This window comes from Micromonospora sp. NPDC049497 (assembly GCF_044465805.1).
Taxonomy (GTDB): Bacteria; Actinomycetota; Actinomycetes; order Mycobacteriales; family Micromonosporaceae; genus Micromonospora.
In genome coordinates, this window is sequence record NZ_JBITMC010000002.1 from 1 (window position 1) to 16,364 (window position 16,364).

The 16,364-nt window shown below is 72.8% G+C and carries 17 protein-coding genes; 11 read left to right on the forward strand and 6 right to left on the reverse strand.

All coding sequences use genetic code 11. From position 1 onward, the window contains the following. Window positions 1-150 precede the first annotated feature (150 nt). From ACIBR0_RS03250 to ACIBR0_RS03260, 3 genes are all read right to left on the reverse strand, one after another. The gene (locus ACIBR0_RS03250; protein WP_396712461.1) at window positions 151-1,056 is read right to left on the reverse strand and encodes a phytanoyl-CoA dioxygenase family protein; all 906 of its coding nucleotides are present in this window, start codon (window positions 1,054-1,056) and stop codon (window positions 151-153) included. Window positions 1,057-1,278: 222 nt separating this feature from the next. Next, window positions 1,279-2,142, reverse strand: a complete 864-nt coding sequence (locus ACIBR0_RS03255) for a hypothetical protein (RefSeq protein ID WP_396712462.1) — start codon at window positions 2,140-2,142, stop codon at window positions 1,279-1,281. Between the two features lie 137 nt (window positions 2,143-2,279). Next, complete coding sequence (locus tag ACIBR0_RS03260; protein ID WP_396712463.1) at window positions 2,280-3,089, reverse strand: enoyl-CoA hydratase-related protein; 810 nt, start codon at window positions 3,087-3,089, stop codon at window positions 2,280-2,282. Window positions 3,090-3,109: 20 nt separating this feature from the next. Between ACIBR0_RS03260 and hemW the strand changes: the two genes are divergently transcribed. After that, a complete protein-coding gene (gene hemW / locus ACIBR0_RS03265) occupies window positions 3,110-4,333 on the forward strand; it encodes a radical SAM family heme chaperone HemW (RefSeq protein ID WP_396712464.1) in 1,224 nt (407 codons plus the stop codon). A 79-nt stretch (window positions 4,334-4,412) separates the two neighbouring features. On the opposite strand, the gene ACIBR0_RS03270 is transcribed toward hemW, so the two are convergent. Then, window positions 4,413-5,099, reverse strand: a complete 687-nt coding sequence (locus ACIBR0_RS03270; protein ID WP_396712465.1) for a DUF4870 domain-containing protein — start codon at window positions 5,097-5,099, stop codon at window positions 4,413-4,415. Window positions 5,100-5,332: 233 nt separating this feature from the next. On the opposite strand from ACIBR0_RS03270, the gene hrcA reads away from it, so the two are divergent. The 3 genes from hrcA (at window position 5,333) to ACIBR0_RS03285 (ending at window position 8,313) form a co-directional block, all read left to right on the forward strand. Beyond that, on the forward strand, window positions 5,333-6,355 hold the full coding sequence (hrcA, locus tag ACIBR0_RS03275; protein WP_396712466.1) for a heat-inducible transcriptional repressor HrcA: 1,023 nt from the start codon (window positions 5,333-5,335) through the stop codon (window positions 6,353-6,355). A gap of 75 nt (window positions 6,356-6,430) precedes the next feature. After that, complete coding sequence (gene dnaJ, locus ACIBR0_RS03280; RefSeq protein ID WP_357029931.1) at window positions 6,431-7,576, forward strand: molecular chaperone DnaJ; 1,146 nt, start codon at window positions 6,431-6,433, stop codon at window positions 7,574-7,576. A 2-nt stretch (window positions 7,577-7,578) separates the two neighbouring features. Continuing rightward, entirely contained in the window at window positions 7,579-8,313 is a 735-nt protein-coding gene (locus ACIBR0_RS03285) for a 16S rRNA (uracil(1498)-N(3))-methyltransferase (protein WP_396712467.1), read from the forward strand. Between the two features lie 63 nt (window positions 8,314-8,376). Here ACIBR0_RS03285 and ppk2 read toward each other — a convergent pair whose 3' ends face one another. Continuing rightward, window positions 8,377-9,285, reverse strand: coding sequence for a polyphosphate kinase 2 (ppk2, locus tag ACIBR0_RS03290; RefSeq protein ID WP_357029894.1), 909 nt, complete (start codon window positions 9,283-9,285; stop codon window positions 8,377-8,379). 61 nt (window positions 9,286-9,346) lie between these two features. Beyond that, entirely contained in the window at window positions 9,347-10,108 is a 762-nt protein-coding gene (locus ACIBR0_RS03295; protein ID WP_396712468.1) for an SDR family NAD(P)-dependent oxidoreductase, read from the reverse strand. 94 nt (window positions 10,109-10,202) lie between these two features. Between ACIBR0_RS03295 and ACIBR0_RS03300 the strand changes: the two genes are divergently transcribed. The 7 genes from ACIBR0_RS03300 to era all read left to right on the forward strand — a co-directional run bounded on the left by ACIBR0_RS03300 (window position 10,203) and on the right by era (window position 16,301). Continuing rightward, window positions 10,203-10,559 carry a histidine triad nucleotide-binding protein gene (locus ACIBR0_RS03300; protein WP_357029890.1) on the forward strand — a complete coding sequence of 119 codons (357 nt, stop codon included), beginning with the start codon at window positions 10,203-10,205 and terminating at the stop codon, window positions 10,557-10,559. Then, entirely contained in the window at window positions 10,556-11,926 is a 1,371-nt protein-coding gene (locus ACIBR0_RS03305) for a serine hydrolase domain-containing protein (protein WP_396712469.1), read from the forward strand. The genes ACIBR0_RS03300 and ACIBR0_RS03305 overlap by 4 nt, the downstream gene beginning before the upstream one ends. 161 nt (window positions 11,927-12,087) lie before the next feature. After that, window positions 12,088-13,143 carry a PhoH family protein gene (locus tag ACIBR0_RS03310; protein ID WP_396712470.1) on the forward strand — a complete coding sequence of 352 codons (1,056 nt, stop codon included), beginning with the start codon at window positions 12,088-12,090 and terminating at the stop codon, window positions 13,141-13,143. Window positions 13,144-13,161: 18 nt separating this feature from the next. Beyond that, complete coding sequence (ybeY, locus tag ACIBR0_RS03315; RefSeq protein WP_396712471.1) at window positions 13,162-13,635, forward strand: rRNA maturation RNase YbeY; 474 nt, start codon at window positions 13,162-13,164, stop codon at window positions 13,633-13,635. Next, a complete protein-coding gene (locus ACIBR0_RS03320) occupies window positions 13,611-15,023 on the forward strand; it encodes a hemolysin family protein (protein ID WP_396712822.1) in 1,413 nt (470 codons plus the stop codon). Before ybeY ends, ACIBR0_RS03320 begins: the two co-directional genes overlap by 25 nt. After that, window positions 15,016-15,402: a cytidine deaminase gene (locus tag ACIBR0_RS03325; RefSeq protein WP_396712472.1), complete on the forward strand. Its 387-nt coding sequence runs from the start codon at window positions 15,016-15,018 to the stop codon at window positions 15,400-15,402. Before ACIBR0_RS03320 ends, ACIBR0_RS03325 begins: the two co-directional genes overlap by 8 nt. Then, window positions 15,399-16,301: a GTPase Era gene (gene era, locus ACIBR0_RS03330; RefSeq protein ID WP_396712473.1), complete on the forward strand. Its 903-nt coding sequence runs from the start codon at window positions 15,399-15,401 to the stop codon at window positions 16,299-16,301. The genes ACIBR0_RS03325 and era overlap by 4 nt, the downstream gene beginning before the upstream one ends. The last annotated feature ends 63 nt before the right edge of the window (window positions 16,302-16,364 follow it).

Consider the following 16,364-nt stretch of genomic DNA (forward strand, 5'->3'; position numbering starts at 1 on the left):
AAACGGTTGGCTCGACACCACCGGACCTACCGAGGGCCTTCCCTTACCTCCAACACGACACGCCGCCGAACCAACCCACTTCTCAAACGCTCACTAAGAAGGGCCCCCTCTACGACGCGAGGCGTTAAGAGGGGGCCCTTCCTTACCCGGTCAGCGGAGCCAGGGGACGTTGCGGTCGAGGAGGTTGCGCTGCTTGAGCTCCTTGCGCAGCGGGATCTCGTCGTCGATGTAGCCGTCCCAGTTGATGCCCCAGTAGTTCGCGGTGTGCGTGCCCTCACCGCAGAGCTGGCGCTGCACCGGCGTGCGGTTGGCCCACCACTCGCCGTCCTTGTCGATGTGCAGCTCGTCCAGCGGGCGGATCCACCGGTAGGTGTAGCCGATGAACAGCATCTTGCGGGTGATCGTCGACAGGTTCGTCGACCGGGAGTGCCACTGGCGGCGGTCGAAGATGAACGCGTCGCCCGGGTTGGCGGTGATCTCCACCGTGCCCTCCGGGTCCGGGTTGTGGACCGAGGTGTCCTCCGGGCGGGGCAGCGAGTTCTTCAGGTGGCTGCCCGGGATCACCTTGGTCGCGCCGCGACCGTTCTCCGACAGGTCCGACAGGACGTACGCGACCTTCAGCGAGAACATCGGCCGGGGCAGGTTCGGGTCCATCGTCTCCGGGTCGGAGTTCTGCCGGTACCCGTCCTGGTGCCAGCCCCAGTACGGCTTCTCCGGCTCCAGCGCCGGCGGGGTGACGTCCAGGTGGTTGTGGTGGGTGTAGATGTTCCAGCCCGCGAGGCCCCACATGTACGGGAACGCGATCGGGTGGGTGAGCAGGTCACCGAAGAGCTCGTCCCGCTCCAGGAAGCCCAGCAGGTGCAGGGTGCCGTCCTTGGTGGTGTTGCCCTTGGCCTTCTCCTCGGCGTAGACGCGGTCCACCGCCGCCTCCAGCGCCGCCCGGTGGTCCTCGGTCAGGACGTTGCGCAGCAGGAGGAACCCCTGCTCGTGGAACTCCTTGCGGTCAATGTCGCTGATCGGCTCGTAACCGGTTTGGTTGCCGTAGTCGAACGCCACGTCGTACCCCTCCCCATGAGGCGTTGAAAAGCATTCCTGGCACAGACCGCCGATCGTAACGTGCCGATTCGCCCACCGGGGAGCGCCCGCCGTGATAACGACCGGTGCCCGGACGCCCGGGAGCGGTACGGCGACTCTCGGTCAGTGTTCCGGCGCGGTATGGCCGATCTGTGGCTGGTTGACCGATTGTGCGGTCACTGCTGGTAGGGAGATCGGGGTCGTTCAGGCGTCGGCGACGACTTCCGCCACCACCTGCGCGGCGGGGGCGGCCGCACCGTCGACCCGGTCCCAGGTGCCCCCGTCGGCGGTCCACTCCAGGCCGCCGAAGCGGACCTTCCGGACGCCGTTGTCCTGGGCGTGCGACACCAGCCAGTGCGCGTACCGCCAACCGCCGCGCTCGTCCGCGGCCGCGATCGTCAGGCTGGTCAGATCGGCCGCGGCGGCGGTCGCCGCGAGACCCCAGTCCAGGGTGAGCCCCCGGGTCAGGGCGGCGGTGGCGACCTGGCCGCGGCGCAGCGGATTGCCGCCGATCGTGCAGGCGACCGCGCCGGTGGCCTCGCCGAGCAGTGCCCGGCTCAGCACCTCCGACTCGTCCGCCCACTTCTGGTACGCCTCGGGGAAGGCGGAGCGCTGCACCTTCTGGGCCGCGTCGGTGACCCGCATCCGCTCCCAGCCGCGCACCTTCTTCAGCGCCGCGTAGAACCGGTTCGCCGCGTACCGGGGGTCGCGGATCTCGGTCGGCGTGCCCCACCCCTGGCTCGGGCGTTGCTGGAAGAGGCCCAGCGAGTCGCGGTCGCCCCCGGCGAGGTTGCGCAGGCCGGACTCCTGGTACGCCGTGGCGAGCGCCACCACCACCGCCCGCTCGGGCATGCCGCGCTGGATGCCGATGGCCGCGATCGTCGCGGCGTTGGCCATCTGGTCGGCGTCGAGCGCCACCTCGCCGTCGGCCCGCACCGTGCACGTCCGGCTGGTCAGCGGGAGACGGAGCTGCTCACCGAACTGCCGGACGACGATCCAGATTCCGACCACGGCCACCAGGAGAAGGACGACGCCACCCGCCACGGCTGCCCGAGTTCGCACCTGCACCCCCACTTCGACAGTCCGACAAGCGTACGTCCCCGTTCGGCTGATCCGGGTCGTCCGACCGGTTCCCTCCGTTACCCCCCGGGCGTGGCGGCGCCGGCCGCCCCGATCAGTCGGCCGCCCTGCCGGCACCAACCCGATCAGCCGGCACGCTCACCCGGACCATCGTCCAGAGCGGCCACCCATCGAGCGGGTCGTTTCGCCCGGAAGGCCAGCACGCCCTCCATTCCCTCCTCGGACAGGAAGAATCCGGTGGAGATGGCCGACAGGTCGGCGATCTCGGCCCGCAGGTCGGTCGCGGGCCGCCGGCGCAGGAGCTCCTTCGCCCCGGCGAGCGCACCCGGCGCGCCCCGGACCAGCGAGTCGCAGAACCGCGCCACCGCCGCGTCCAGCTCGGCCGCCGGCACGGCGGCGGTGACCAGCCCGACCTCGGCGGCCCGCCGGCCGTCGAAGGTGTCCCCGGTGAGGTACAGCTCGGCGGCGGCACGCGGGTGCAGCCGGGGCAGCACGGTCGCCGAGATCACCGCCGGGATCACGCCGATCCGTACCTCGGTGAAGGCGAACGTCGCCTCCTGGGAGCACACCGCCAGGTCGGCCGCCGCGATCAGGCCGAGGCCGCCGGCGCGCGCCGGTCCGGCGACCCGGGCCACCACCGGCTTCGGGCACTCCCAGACCGCCGCGAGCACGTCACCCAGCATCCCGGCCGGCACCGACCCGCTGGCGTACGCGGCGGCGGTCTCCTTCAGGTCCGCCCCGGAGCAGAAGACCGGGCCGGTGTGGTCCAGCACGATCACCCGTACGGAGTCGTCGGCGACCGCCGCGGCGATGCCGTCCAGCAGCGACGTCATGAGCGGGGTCGAGAGCGCGTTGCGGTTGTGCGGGCTGTCCAGGGTGAGGGTGGTCACCCCGCGGGCCGTGGAGACCCGCACGAGCGCGTCGGGAGAGGTCATGTGAGGGCACACTAGTGGCCATGCCCGGCGTCCTTCCAGATGGCGAACCCGTCCCCGTCGACGGGTCGCTCCCCGCGACCGCCACCCGCGCGGTCGGCGCGCGGGGCTTCGGGGTGTACGTGCACGTGCCGTTCTGCGCCAGCCGCTGCGGCTACTGCGACTTCAACACGTACACCGCCGCCGAGCTGGGCGGTGGGGCGAGCCGGGACGGCTACGCCGACACCGTGCTCGCCGAGCTGGCGTTGGCCCGCCGGGCGCTGGGCGAGGGCCCGCCCCCACGGGTGGACACCGTCTTCGTCGGCGGTGGCACGCCGACCCTGCTGCCCGCCGACGACCTCGCCCGGATCCTCGACGCCGTCGACCGCACCTGGGGGCTCGCCGCCGACGCCGAGGTCACCACCGAGGCGAATCCCGAGTCGGTCACGCCGGAGTCGCTGAGGACGCTGCGGGCCGCCGGCTACACCCGGATCTCGCTGGGCATGCAGTCCGCCGCGCCCGGTGTGCTCGCGATCCTGGATCGGAAGCACAGCGCCGGCCGGGCCGTGGCAGCCGCCGCGGAGGCACGCGACGCCGGCTTCGACCACGTCAACCTCGACCTGATCTACGGGACGCCGGGGGAGGGCGCGGAGGACTTCGCCGCCTCCCTCGACCAGGTGGTGGCCGCCGGGGTCGACCACGTCAGCGCGTACGCCCTGATCGTCGAGGACGGCACCCGGCTCGCCGCCCGGATGCGCCGCGGCGAGCTGCCGTACCCGGACGACGACGTCGCCGCGGACCGGTACCTGGCCGCGGAGGCCGCCCTCGGCGCGGCCGGCTTCTCCTGGTACGAGGTCTCCAACTGGGCGCGCTCCGACGCGGCCCGGTGCCGGCACAACCTGCTCTACTGGTCCGGCGCGGACTGGTGGGGCCTCGGCCCGGGGGCGCACAGCCACGTCGGCGGCGTGCGCTGGTGGAACGTCAAACACCCCACGGCGTACGCGCAACGCCTGGCGGGCGGGGAGTCGCCCGGTCTGGCGCGGGAGGTGCTCGGGCCGGACGAGGCGCACATGGAGGACGTGATGCTGCGCCTGCGGCTCGCCTCCGGGCTGCCGCTGGACGCCCTCGACGAGGCCGGCCGGGTCGGCGCGGGGAAGGCGCTCGCCGACGGGCTGCTCGACCCCGACCGGTACGCGGCCGGCCGGGCCGTGCTCACCCTGCGCGGGCGACTGCTGGCCGACGCGGTCGTCCGGGACCTGCTGCCCTGAGGCCCGGTCTCCCACCTCGCCCCTGTTCCGTGCGGGGGACCGGACCTCGGTGCCGGCCGGGGGAGCGGCCGGCCCGGAGTCAGCGCTTCACGAAGGAGTAGGTCATCGGGTACCGGTACAGCACACCCTCATTGGCCTTGACGCCGCCGATGATCCCGAAGATCACCGGGACGATCCAGACGAGCATCGGGACGAAGAAGAGCAGGCCGCAGGTGATCAGGGTGAGCACCCAGCTCAGCACACCGACGACCGCCCAGGTGAGCTGGAAGTTCAACGCGGCGACCGCGTGTGCCCGCACCGTCGGTGACTGCTGACCGCGGGTCATCATCGCGATGAGCGGCGCGACCCAGCCGAACAGGCCGCCGCCGATGATCACGCCGAGCGGGCCGCCGAAGTGCGCCACCAGTGCCCAGGTCTTGTCCTCGGCGTTGGGGTAGCCGCCCGCCGGCGGGCCGTACGCGCCGGCCGGGTAGCCGCCGCCGTGGGGCGGATAACCACCGGGCGGGGGATGACCGCCGGGGGGCGGATAGCCACCGGGCGGCGGATAGCCACCGGCGGGGGGATAGCCACCGGGCGGTGGGTAGCCGCCCGACGTCGGGGCGTCACCGGAGGGTGGCGGATAGCCACCGGGCGGGGGATAGCCGCCCGCGCCCGGTGCCCCGGACAGTGGTGCGGTGGGTTCGTCCGGGGCGGGCGGGCCGGGGAAGCCCGACGGAACGGTCGGGTCCGGGTCTCCCGCGCCGGGAGGGCGAGGTGGTTCAGTCATGGACGTCACGGTAGGGGCAGTCGGCAAGGGCGCACCAGAGCGACACCGCCCGGGATGTCCGGATGGACGGCCCTGGCGCCGCAGGCGGGCGGGTGCGCGCAGCACCCTCCGCCATTGATCATCGCGATGCCGGCCCTGCCGACGTAGACTGGCACTCGCTACAGTCGAGTGCCAGGCCGCTGCCCGGGCCCGTTCCGCGCGCCCGGCCCGACGTGCGACAGGAGGTGGGGAGGATGGGTCTCGACGACCGCAAACTCGCCGTGCTGCGCGCGATCGTCGAGGACTACGTCGCCACGCAGGAGCCCGTCGGCAGCAAGGCGCTGGTCGAGCGGCACCAGCTCGGCGTCTCGCCGGCGACGGTGCGCAACGACATGGCGGTGCTGGAGGAGGAGGGCTACATCCGGCAGCCGCACACCAGCGCCGGCCGGGTACCCACCGACCGTGGCTACCGGCTCTTCGTGGACCGACTGTCCCGGGTCAAGCCGCTGAGCCCGGCCGAGCGCCGGGCGATTGAGCGGTTCCTGGTCGGCGCCGTCGACCTGGACGACGTGGTGCACCGCACGGTGCGGCTGCTGGCGCAGCTGACCCGACAGGTCGCCGTCGTGCAGTACCCGTCGCTCGCCCGTTCCTCGGTGCGGCACCTGGAGCTGGTGCCGATCTCCACCACCCGACTGATGCTCGTCATGATCGCCGACACCGGTCGGGTGGAGCAGCGGCTGGTCGAGCTGCCCGCGCCGGTCGCGGCGGACGACGTCACCGACCTGCGCCGACTGGTCAACGAGAAGCTGGTCGGCAGCCGGCTGTCGGAGACCCCACCCCTGGTCCAGGCCCTGGTCGACGAGTCGGCGCCGCACCTGCGCGGGGCCATGACCACGCTGTCCACCGTGCTGCTCGAGACGCTGGTCGAGCGGCACGAGGAGCGGATCGCCCTGGCCGGCACGGCCAACCTGACCCGTGGTGGCCTGCTCGATTTCCAGGGTTCCCTGCGTCCCATCCTGGAGGCGCTGGAGGAGGAGGTCGTGCTCCTCAAGCTGATCGGCGAGACCCAGCCCAGCACCACCCGGGTGCTGATCGGCGACGAGAACGAGGTCGACAACCTCCGCGCCGCCTCGGTGGTCAGCACCGGGTACGGCCCCGGCGCGACCATCGTCGGTGGGCTCGGCGTGTTGGGGCCCACCCGGATGGACTACCCCGGCACGATCGCCACGGTACGTGCCGTGGCACGCTACGTGGGCGATCTGCTGGCCCAGAACTGACCAGTCAGGGTCGTCGGTGGCACGGGAGGCCGACGACCGGCGCAACGCGAGACGAACATGAGGACACGGAACGCAGTGGCCAGGGACTACTACGGCATCCTCGGTGTGAGCCGGGAAGCCTCCGACGACGAGATCAAGCGCGCCTACCGCAAGCTGGCGCGGCAGTTCCACCCGGACGTGAATCCGGACCCGGAGGCCCAGGAGAAGTTCAAGGACATCAACGCCGCGTACGAGGTCCTCTCGGACGACCGGAAACGGCAGATCGTCGACCTCGGCGGTGACCCGCTCGCCCCCGGCGGCGGGGGCGCCGGCGGTCCGGGTGGCCCCGGCGGGGCGGGGCCGTTCGTCGGCTTCCAGGACATCATGGACGCGTTCTTCGGCGGCGCCGCCGGTGGCGCGCGGGGGCCGCGTCCGCGTACCCGACCGGGTGCCGACGCGATCCTGCGCCTCGAACTGGATCTCCAGGAGACCGCGTTCGGCGTCGAGGCGCCGATCACCGTCGACACCGCCGTGCTCTGCACCACCTGCTCCGGTGCCGGCACCGCCGCCGGCACGCACCTGGCCACCTGTGAGGCGTGCGGCGGCCGCGGCGAGGTGCAGTCGGTGCAGCGCACCTTCCTCGGCCAGGTGGTCTCCGCCCGGCCGTGCACCGTCTGCCAGGGCTACGGCACCACCATCCCGCACCCCTGCCCGACCTGTGCCGGCGACGGCCGGGTGCGCACCCGCCGCTCGCTGACCGTCAAGATCCCCGCCGGGGTCGAGGACGGCATGCGGATCCGGCTGGCCCAGCAGGGCGAGGTCGGCCCGGGTGGCGGCACCGCCGGCGACCTGTACGTGGAGATCCACGAACGACCCCACGACGTCTTCTCCCGCAAGGGCGACGACCTGCACTGCCGGGTCACCGTCCCGATGACCGCCGCGGCCCTGGGGACCCGGCTGACCATCAAGACGCTGGACAGCGAGGAGCCGCTCGACGTCAAGGCCGGCACCCAACCGGGCAGCACGCTGCGACTGCGTGCCCGGGGCGTACCCCACCTGCGCGGCACCGGCCGGGGTGACCTCTACGTCCACCTCGACGTGCGGACCCCGACGAAGCTCGACGCCGACCAGGAGCGGATGCTGCGCGACTTCGCCAAGACCCGGGGCGAGGAGGTCGCCGAGCTGACCAAGCAGGGCGGCTTCTTCTCCCGGATGCGCGACGCCTTCAACGGCCACGCCTGACCATGTCCGCGCCGCTGTTCCTCGTCGAGGCGCTGCCCGCCGCCGACCAACTGGTCCTGGACGGCCCCGAGGGGCACCACGCCGCCACCGTGCAGCGGCTGCGCGTCGGCGAGGAGCTGCTCCTGGCCGACGGGCGGGGCGGCACGGCCGCCGCCGTGGTCACCGCCGTCGGCCAGGGCACCCTGGACCTCGACGTGGTCTCCCGGGGGTACGTGGACGCGCCCGTCCCGCGTCTCGTGGTGGTGCAGGGCATCGCCAAGGGCGACCGCGGCGAACTGGCCGTGCAGGCGATGACCGAGGTGGGCGTGGACGAGATCGCGCCCTGGGCCGCTGCCCGCTCGGTGACCCAGTGGCGGGGCGACCGGGGCGTACGGGCGCGGGAGAAGTGGGCGTCGACCGTCCGCGAGGCCGCCAAGCAGTCCCGCCGGGCGTGGCTGCCGGTGGTGGCCGGCGCCCCGGACGAGTCGACGACGCAGGTGACCCGCCGGATCGCCGGTGCCGCTGCCGCGTACGTGCTGCACGAGGAGGCCGACGAGCGGCTCGCCACCGTGCCGTTGCCCGACGCCGGCGAGATCGTGCTGGTGGTCGGCCCGGAGGGCGGCATCGACCCGGCCGAGCTGGACGCCTTCGCCGAGGCCGGCGCCCGGCCGGTGCGCCTGGGGCCGTCGGTGCTGCGTACCTCCACCGCCGGGGTCGCGGCCCTGTCGGTGCTCTCCGCCCGCCTCGACCGCTGGTGACGGTGTAAGGAAGGGCCCCCTGTTAACGCCTGGGGTAGAGGAAGGGCCCCTTCTTAACGCGCCTCACGGGCGGGGGAAGACCTGCACCGGCTGGTCGTCGGGGCGCAGGTCGAGCCCGGCGGGGCCGACGATGAGCGGGTCCGGCACGCCCACCACCTCGCGGTCCTTCTCGGCGTAGTCGAAGCGGTTCAGCACGTGCCGCATCGCCTCCAGCCGGGCGCGCTTCTTGTCGTTGCTCTTCACCACGGTCCACGGCGCGTCCGCCGTGTCGGTCCAGAAGAACATCGCCTCCTTGGCCTCGGTGTACTCGTCCCACTTGTCCAGCGACGCGATGTCCATCGGGGAGAGCTTCCACTGGCGTACCGGGTCGACCTGCCGCACCGCGAAGCGGGTCCGCTGCTCGTTCTGCGACACCGAGAACCAGAACTTGACCAGCCGTATGCCGGAGCGCACCAGCATCCGCTCCAGCTCCGGGACCTGCCGCAGGAACTCCAGGTACTCCTTGCGGGTGCAGAAGCCCATCACCCGCTCCACCCCGGCCCGGTTGTACCAGGACCGGTCGAAGAGCACGATCTCGCCGGCCGCCGGCAGGTGCGCCAGCCAGCGCTGGAAGTACCACTGGGTGGCCTCCCGCTCGTTCGGCTTGACCAGGGCCACCACCTTGGCGTCGCGCGGGTTCAGGTGTTCCATGAAGCGCTTGATGGTGCCGCCCTTGCCCGCGGCGTCGCGCCCCTCGAAGAGGATCACCAGCCGCTCACCGGACTCGCGAACCCACTCCTGGAGCTTGAGCAGCTCGATCTGGAGCAGCCGCTTCTGCTGGTCGTACTCGTCGCGGTCCATGCGCTTGTCGTACGGGTAGTCCTCGCGCCAGGTGTCCACCGGGCTGCCGTCCGGGTTGAGCAGGACGGGGTCGTCGTCGTGGCCGTCGAGCACGCGGTAGTCGGCGGCGAGGTCCAGCACGGTGTCGGCCATGCCGGAGACCCTTACCCCGTCCCGGTGCCGATCCGACGCCGGGACGGCTGTCAGTTTGCTGTCAGCTGCGCAGGTAGGAGGCACCGTTGAGGTCGACGATCGTGCCCGACGCCCACTGCGCCTCCGGCGCGGCCAGCCAGTGCACGGCGGCGGCGATCTCCTCCGGCCGCGCCACCCGGTTGAAGGGGCTCTGCGCCCGGATGGCGTCGCCGCGCTCCCCGCTCAGGTGCTCGGTGGTCATGTCCGTCTCCACGAAGCCCGGCGCGACCGTGGCCACGGCGATGCCGTACGGCGCGAGCGCCACCGCGAGGGACTGACCGAGGGCGTTCAGCCCGGCCTTGCTGGCGCCGTAGGCGGGCTGGTCCGGTTCACCCCGGAACGCGCCCCGGGACGAGACGTTGACGATCCGTCCGCCCCGCTCCCGCATGTGCTGGGCGGCGCACCAGGTCACGTTGGCCGCGCCGGTCAGGTTGGTCTCCATGACCTGCCGCCACCGCGCCTGCCAGTCCTCGTAGGAGGCACCGAAGACCGGGTGCGGCCGGTCCCGGTCGCCGTACACACCGGCGTTGTTGACCAGCACGTCCAGCCCGCCGAGCCGGTGCGCGGCCTCGTCCACCATCACCCGTACGCCGTTCGGGTCGGTCAGGTCGGCGCGCACCACCACGTGTCCGTCGCCCGGCAGGTCGGCGCGGAGCGCCTCGGCCAGGTCGGCGGAGTCGCGGTGGTGGATCGCCACCCGGTCGCCGCCGGCCGCGAACGCCGTCGCCACCGCGCGCCCGATGCCGCGCGAGGCCCCCGTCACCAGTACCGCCCGAGAAGTCACGCCGGCCATCCTGCCGCAGCGGACCCGGGGTGTTAACAAGGGGCCCTTCCTCTACCGCAGGCGTTAAGAAGGGGCCCTTCCTTACACTGCCCGGGTGACTGAATGTCTGTTCTGCCGCATCGTCGCCGGGGAGATCCCGGCCACCGTCGTCCGGGAGACCCCCACCACCCTGGCGTTCCGGGACGTCGACCCGAAAGCCCCGGTGCACGTGCTGGTGGTCCCGAAGGAGCACTACGCCGACGTGGCGACCCTCGGCCAGGGTGACCCGGCGCTCGCCGGGGAGGTGCTGGCCACGGCCGCCGCCGTGGCCGAGGACGAGGGGCTGCTCGGCGACGGCTTCCGGCTGATGTTCAACACCGGCCGGTACGGCGGCCAGGAGGTCTTCCACGTGCACGCGCACCTGCTCGGCGGCGCCCCGCTCGGCCCGATGCTGGCTCGGGACCTCGCATGACGCCCGTGGGGGACCGCCTCTCCCGGATGGTGCGGCAGGTCCAGGCGCAGGCCCGCGTGCCGGCGGTCGCCGCGGCGCTGCACCGCGCCGACCGGCCGCTCTGGACCTGCGAGGTGGGGGAGACCGGCAACGACACGACGCTCGGCCCGGAGACGGCGTTCCGGATCGGCTCGGTCACGAAGACCTTCACCGCCGTGCTGACCGTCCAGTGCCGCGACGACGGCCTGCTCGACCTGGACGACCCGCTGGAGCGGCACCTGGACCTGCCGGCACACGGCGAGCTGACCGTGCGTCGGCTGCTGTCGCACACCGCCGGCCTGCAACGGGAGCCGTACGGCGACGTGTGGGACACGCTGCGCGCGCCGGACGCCGAGGCGTTCCTGGCCGACCTGGCCCGGGCCGAGCGGGTGCTGCCCACCGGTCGCCGCTACCACTACTCCAACCTCGGGATGGCGCTGCTGGGCCGGCTGGTGGGGCACCTGCGCGGCGGGACCTGGGCGGAGGTGCTCGCCGAGCGGGTGCTCACCCCGCTCGGGCTCACCGGCACCACGGTCGCCCCGGGACCGACGGCGGCCACCGGGTTCCTCGTCGACGCGTACTCCGACGAGGCCCACCCGGAGCAGCCCACCGACTTCGGGGCGATCGGTCCGGCGGCCCAGCTGTGGAGCACGGCGACGGACATGGCCCGCTGGGCCGCGTTCCTCGCCGACCCGGCGGCGCTCGACCCGGACGGGAGGGTCCTCGCCCCGACCACGCTCGACGAGATGCGCTGGCCGCTGACGGTCACCGACGAGACGGTCTGGTCCGGTGGTTTCGGGCTCGGCCTGATCCTGGTTCCGCAGGGCGACCGGGTCGTGCACGTCGGGCACGACGGGGCGATGCCGGGCTTCCTGGCCGCCGTCTACGGGCGGCGCGGTGGAGAGGGCACCGCCGGGGCGATGGGCGCCGCGGTGCTCGGCACGTCCGGCACCGCGGCCCAGCTCTTCGAGCTGCCGCACCGGCTGCTCGCGGCGGCGGCCGAGCACGACCCGGCGGACACGGTGCCGTGGCGGCCCGGCCCGCCGACCCCACCCGAGGTACGCGGCCTGCTGGGACGCTGGTGGGGCGAGGGGTTCGAGTACGTCTTCTCCTGGCACGACGGGGCGCTGCGGGCCCGGGGCTCGGACGACCCGGCGGGCCGGCCGCCGGCGGTCTTCGCCCCGCTGCCGGACCGGCCGGACGTGTACCGGACGGTCTCCGGGCGGGAGGTGGGTGAGCTGCTCCGGCTGACCCGGGACGCCTCCGGCGCGGTGGTCCGGATGCACTGGGCGACCTACCGTTTCACCCGGCACCAGGAGACCTTCGACCGGTACGACTTCCGGGCCTGAACGGGCGGATCTGCCTGCGGCGGGAGGTGACCCGGTCGGGCGGAAATGGGCGGGGTGCCACCGCCGTTGACCCGATACGATGGATGGAACGTCCGCACGCCGCGCCGCCAGGCCCGGCGCCGAGATCGAGAGCAGGTGCGCAGGGCCCCTCGGCCCGACCCATGACCGGCACCCCACCTCCCGGCCCGCCCCAGGCGCAGACCAGGATCACCGTTCCCGACCCCAAGATCATGGTCAACCTGCTCGGTGCGGGTGACGAGATCCTGCGCCTGGTCGAGCGCTCGCTCGCCAGCGACGTGCACGTCCGGGGCAACGAGATCACGATCACCGGCGCCCCCGCGGACAACGCCGTCGCCGAGCGGCTCTTCAGCGAGCTGATCGAGCTCATCGAGAAGGGCGAGACTCTGACCACCGACGCCGTCCGGCGTACCGTCAGCATGCTCGAGCAGGGCGGCGCCGAGCGGCCCGCCGAGGTCCTGACGCTCAACATCCTCTCCCGGCGCGGGCGCACCATCCGTCCCAAGACGCTCGGGCAGAAGCGCTACGTCGATGCCATCGACGGGCACACCATCGTGTTCGGCATCGGCCCGGCCGGCACCGGCAAGACCTACCTCGCCATGGCGAAGGCGGTGCAGGCGCTCCAGGCCAAGCAGGTCAACCGGATCATCCTCACCCGGCCGGCGGTCGAGGCGGGGGAGCGGCTGGGCTTCCTGCCCGGCACGCTGAACGAGAAGATCGACCCCTACCTGCGCCCGCTGTACGACGCGCTGCACGACATGCTCGACCCGGACTCGATCCCGAAGCTCATGGCGGCGGGCACGATCGAGGTCGCGCCCCTGGCATATATGAGGGGCAGGACCCTTAACGACGCGTTCATCATCCTGGACGAGGCGCAGAACACCACGCCCGAGCAGATGAAGATGTTCCTCACCCGGCTCGGCTTCAACTCGAAGATCGTCGTGACCGGTGACGTCACGCAGGTGGACCTTCCCGGCGGGACGACCAGCGGCCTGCGGGTCGTCCGGGAGATCCTGGAGAACGTCGAGGACGTGCACTTCGCCCAGCTCTCCAGCTCGGACGTGGTCCGGCACAAGCTGGTGGGGGAGATCGTCGACGCGTACGCCCGCTGGGACGAGCGGGAGAACCAGCAGGCGCAGGGCGTGCACGCCGTGCCGGGGCGGACCGCCCAGGGCGGCCGGGCCGGCCGGCGCCGCTAGACCACCGAGGGAAGACTGTTGTCCATCGAAATCGCCAACGAGTCGGGTGTCGACGTCGACACCGACGCCGTGCTCGCCGTGGCCCGGCACGCCCTCGACGAGATGGGGGTCAACCCCCTCGCCGAGCTGTCCGTGCTGCTGGTCGACATCGACTACATGAGCGAGCTGAACCACCGCTGGATGGGCGGCGACGGTCCGACCGACGTGCTCGCCTTCCCGATGGACGAGGGCAGCGTCGACCACGGCCCGGGCGAGAGCACCGCCGCCGGCGGTGAGCCGGCGCTGCTCGGCGACATCGTGCTCTGCCCCGAGGTGGCGGCCAAGCAGGCGGCCGCCGCCGGGCACACCCCCGCCGACGAGCTGCACCTGCTCACCGTGCACGGTGTGCTGCACCTGCTCGGCTACGACCACGCCGAGCCGGAGGAGGAGCGGGAGATGTTCACGCTCCAGGCCCGACTGCTGGCCAGCTGGCGGTCGACCCGGTCGCGGTGATGTCCGCCCACACAGTGGCGGCCGGCGCGGCCGGCCTGCCCGACCTGCAACTGATCGTCTTCGCCGCCGGTCTGGTGGTGCTCGCGGGGCTGATCGCGATGACCGAGGCCGCGCTCGCCGCGGTCTCCCCGGCCCGGGCCGCCGAGCTGGCCCGGGAGGGAGCGCGCGGCGCCCGCGCCCTCCAGGCCGTCGCCGGTGACGTGGTCCGCCACCTCAACCTGCTCCTGCTGCTGCGGCTGCTCGCCGAGTTGACCGCCACCACCCTGGTCGCGCTCGTCGCGGTGGACACCTTCGGCGCCGGCTGGCGGGCCGCCCTGGTCACCGCGGGGACGATGACCGTGGTCAGCTTCGTCGTGGTGGGCGTGGGCCCGCGCACCGTGGGCCGGCAGCACGCGTACGCGGTGGGCCGGGCGGTCGCGCCGCTGGTGCGCTGGCTCGGGCGGGCGCTCAACCCGCTCGCCTCCCTGCTGATCCTGATCGGCAACGCGGTCACCCCGGGGCGCGGCTTCCGCGAGGGGCCGTTCGCCACCCAGGTGGAGCTGCGTGAGCTGGTCGACCTGGCGGAGCAGCGCGGTGTCGTCGAGCACGGCGAACGGCAGATGATCCACTCCGTGTTCGCGCTCGGGGACACCATCGCCCGCGAGGTGATGGTGCCGCGTACCGAGATGGTGTGGATAGAGGAGAGCAAGACCCTCTCTCAGGCCCTGGTGCTCTTCCTGCGCTCCGGCTTCTCCCGCATCCCGGTGATCGGCGAGAGCGTCGACGACGTGCTGGGCGTGCTCTACCTCAAGGACCTCATCCGCCGCACCCAGGGCGGCGCCGACGAGGACCGGGAGCTGCCGGTGGCCGAGCTGATGCGCCCGGCGACCTTCGTCCCGGAGTCCAAGCCGGTCGACGACCTGCTCTCGGAGATGCAGGCCGCCCGCAACCACCTGGTCATCGTCGTCGACGAGTACGGCGGCACCGGCGGTCTGGTCACCATCGAGGACATCCTGGAGGAGATCGTCGGCGAGATCACCGACGAGTACGATGTCGAGCGCCCGCCCGTGGAGCATCTCGACGACGGGGCGGTGCGGGTCACCGCGCGGCTCCCCGTCGAGGACCTGGGCGAGCTGTTCGACACCGAACTCCCCACCGACGAGGTGGAGACCGTCGGCGGCCTGCTCGCGCAGTCCCTGGGACGGGTTCCCATCCCGGGCGCGGAGGTCGCGGTGGCCGGCCTCCGGCTGGTCGCCGAGGGCACCACCGGCCGACGCAACCGGATCGACACCGTGCTCGTCCGCCGGGTGGAGTCGACCGACACGCAGGACAACCCGGGACGCGGCGAGCAGGCCGAGTCCCGGGGCGACACCGACCGATCCGAGGAGAGGCAACCCGCAGATGCCTGAGTCACCCGCCGCGCCGGCCGTCCGGCCCACCCCGTCCGAGCCGGTGGCGCTGAGCGCCGAGGACGGCAAGCTGGTCGTCCTCGCCCGGGGAGCACGCGGCCGGGTCGGTGCCGTGGAGGGCGCCGCCGTCCGCGACCAGGACGGCCGGACGTACGCGGCGGCCAGCGTCTCCCTGCCCTCGCTGACCATCACCGCGCTCCAGCTCGCTGTCGCCTCGGCGGCGGCGGCCGGCGCGACCCGGCTGGAGGCCGCGGTCGTGGTGACCGAGGCGTCGACGCTGGACGGCGCCGGTCACGCCGCCGTCCGGGACCTCGCCGCCGACGCGCCGATCCACGTGGCGGCGCCGGACGGCACAGTCCTCGGCACGGTGGTCGCGTGACGGGCGCCGTCGGGGCGGAGCGGCCCTACCGGGCCGGTTTCGCCTGCTTCGTCGGCCGGCCGAACGCCGGCAAGTCGACGCTGACCAACGCGATCGTCGGCACCAAGATCGCGATCACGTCGAACAAGCCGCAGACCACCCGGCACATCATCCGGGCCGTGCTGCACCGGCCCGACTCGCAGCTCGTGCTCGTCGACACCCCCGGCCTGCACCGCCCCCGTACGCTGCTCGGCGAGCGCCTCAACGACCTGGTCCGCGCCACCTGGAGCGAGGTCGACGTGATCGGCCTCTGCATCCCGGCGGACGAGCCGGTGGGCCGGGGCGACCGTTTCATCACCGGTGAGTTGGCTGAGCTGAAGGCCACCGTGCTGGCGGTGGTCACCAAGACCGACCTGGTGGACAAGAAGCGGCTGGCCGAGCAGTTGCTGGCGGTCAGCGAGCTGGGTGAGTTCGCCGCCGTGGTGCCGGTCAGCGCCGTCTCGGGGCACCAGGTGGACACCCTGGTCGACGTGATGACCGGCTACCTGCCGCCGTCTCCGCAGCTCTACCCGGACGACATGCTCACCGACGACCCGGAGCAGGTGATGGTCGCCGAGCTGATCCGGGAGGCGGCCCTGGAGGGGGTCCGCGACGAACTGCCCCACTCCATCGCGGTGGTGGTGGAGGAGATGATCCCCGAGGGCCAGGTGATCAAGATCTACGCCGACGTGTACGTCGAGCGGCCGAGCCAGAAGGCGATCGTGATCGGCCACCGGGCCAGCCGGCTCAAGGACGTCGGCACCCGGGCGCGGAAGCAGATCGAGGAGCTGCTCGGCAGTCGGGTCTACCTCGACCTGCACGTACGTGTGGCGAAGGACTGGCAGCGCGACCCGAAGCAGTTGCGCAAGCTGGGGTTCTGACCGGCCACGAGGGGAAGAGGCCCGGCGTGATCGGTACCGGTCGGGCGGATGGCATCTTTCACT

Bases quoted from the DNA above. Each gene is read 5' to 3' on its own strand.
- ACIBR0_RS03260 (WP_396712463.1), bottom strand. From the start codon at position 3,089: ATGACCTCTCCCGACGCGCTCGTGCGGGTCTCCACGGCCCGCGGGGTG.
- hemW (WP_396712464.1), top strand. From the start codon at position 3,110: ATGCCCGGCGTCCTTCCAGATGGCGAACCCGTCCCCGTCGACGGGTCG.
- ACIBR0_RS03270 (WP_396712465.1), bottom strand. From the start codon at position 5,099: ATGACTGAACCACCTCGCCCTCCCGGCGCGGGAGACCCGGACCCGACC.
- hrcA (WP_396712466.1), top strand. From the start codon at position 5,333: ATGGGTCTCGACGACCGCAAACTCGCCGTGCTGCGCGCGATCGTCGAG.
- ACIBR0_RS03285 (WP_396712467.1), top strand. From the start codon at position 7,579: ATGTCCGCGCCGCTGTTCCTCGTCGAGGCGCTGCCCGCCGCCGACCAA.
- ppk2 (WP_357029894.1), bottom strand. From the start codon at position 9,285: ATGGCCGACACCGTGCTGGACCTCGCCGCCGACTACCGCGTGCTCGAC.
- ACIBR0_RS03305 (WP_396712469.1), top strand. From the start codon at position 10,556: ATGACGCCCGTGGGGGACCGCCTCTCCCGGATGGTGCGGCAGGTCCAG.
- ACIBR0_RS03310 (WP_396712470.1), top strand. From the start codon at position 12,088: ATGACCGGCACCCCACCTCCCGGCCCGCCCCAGGCGCAGACCAGGATC.
- ACIBR0_RS03325 (WP_396712472.1), top strand. From the start codon at position 15,016: ATGCCTGAGTCACCCGCCGCGCCGGCCGTCCGGCCCACCCCGTCCGAG.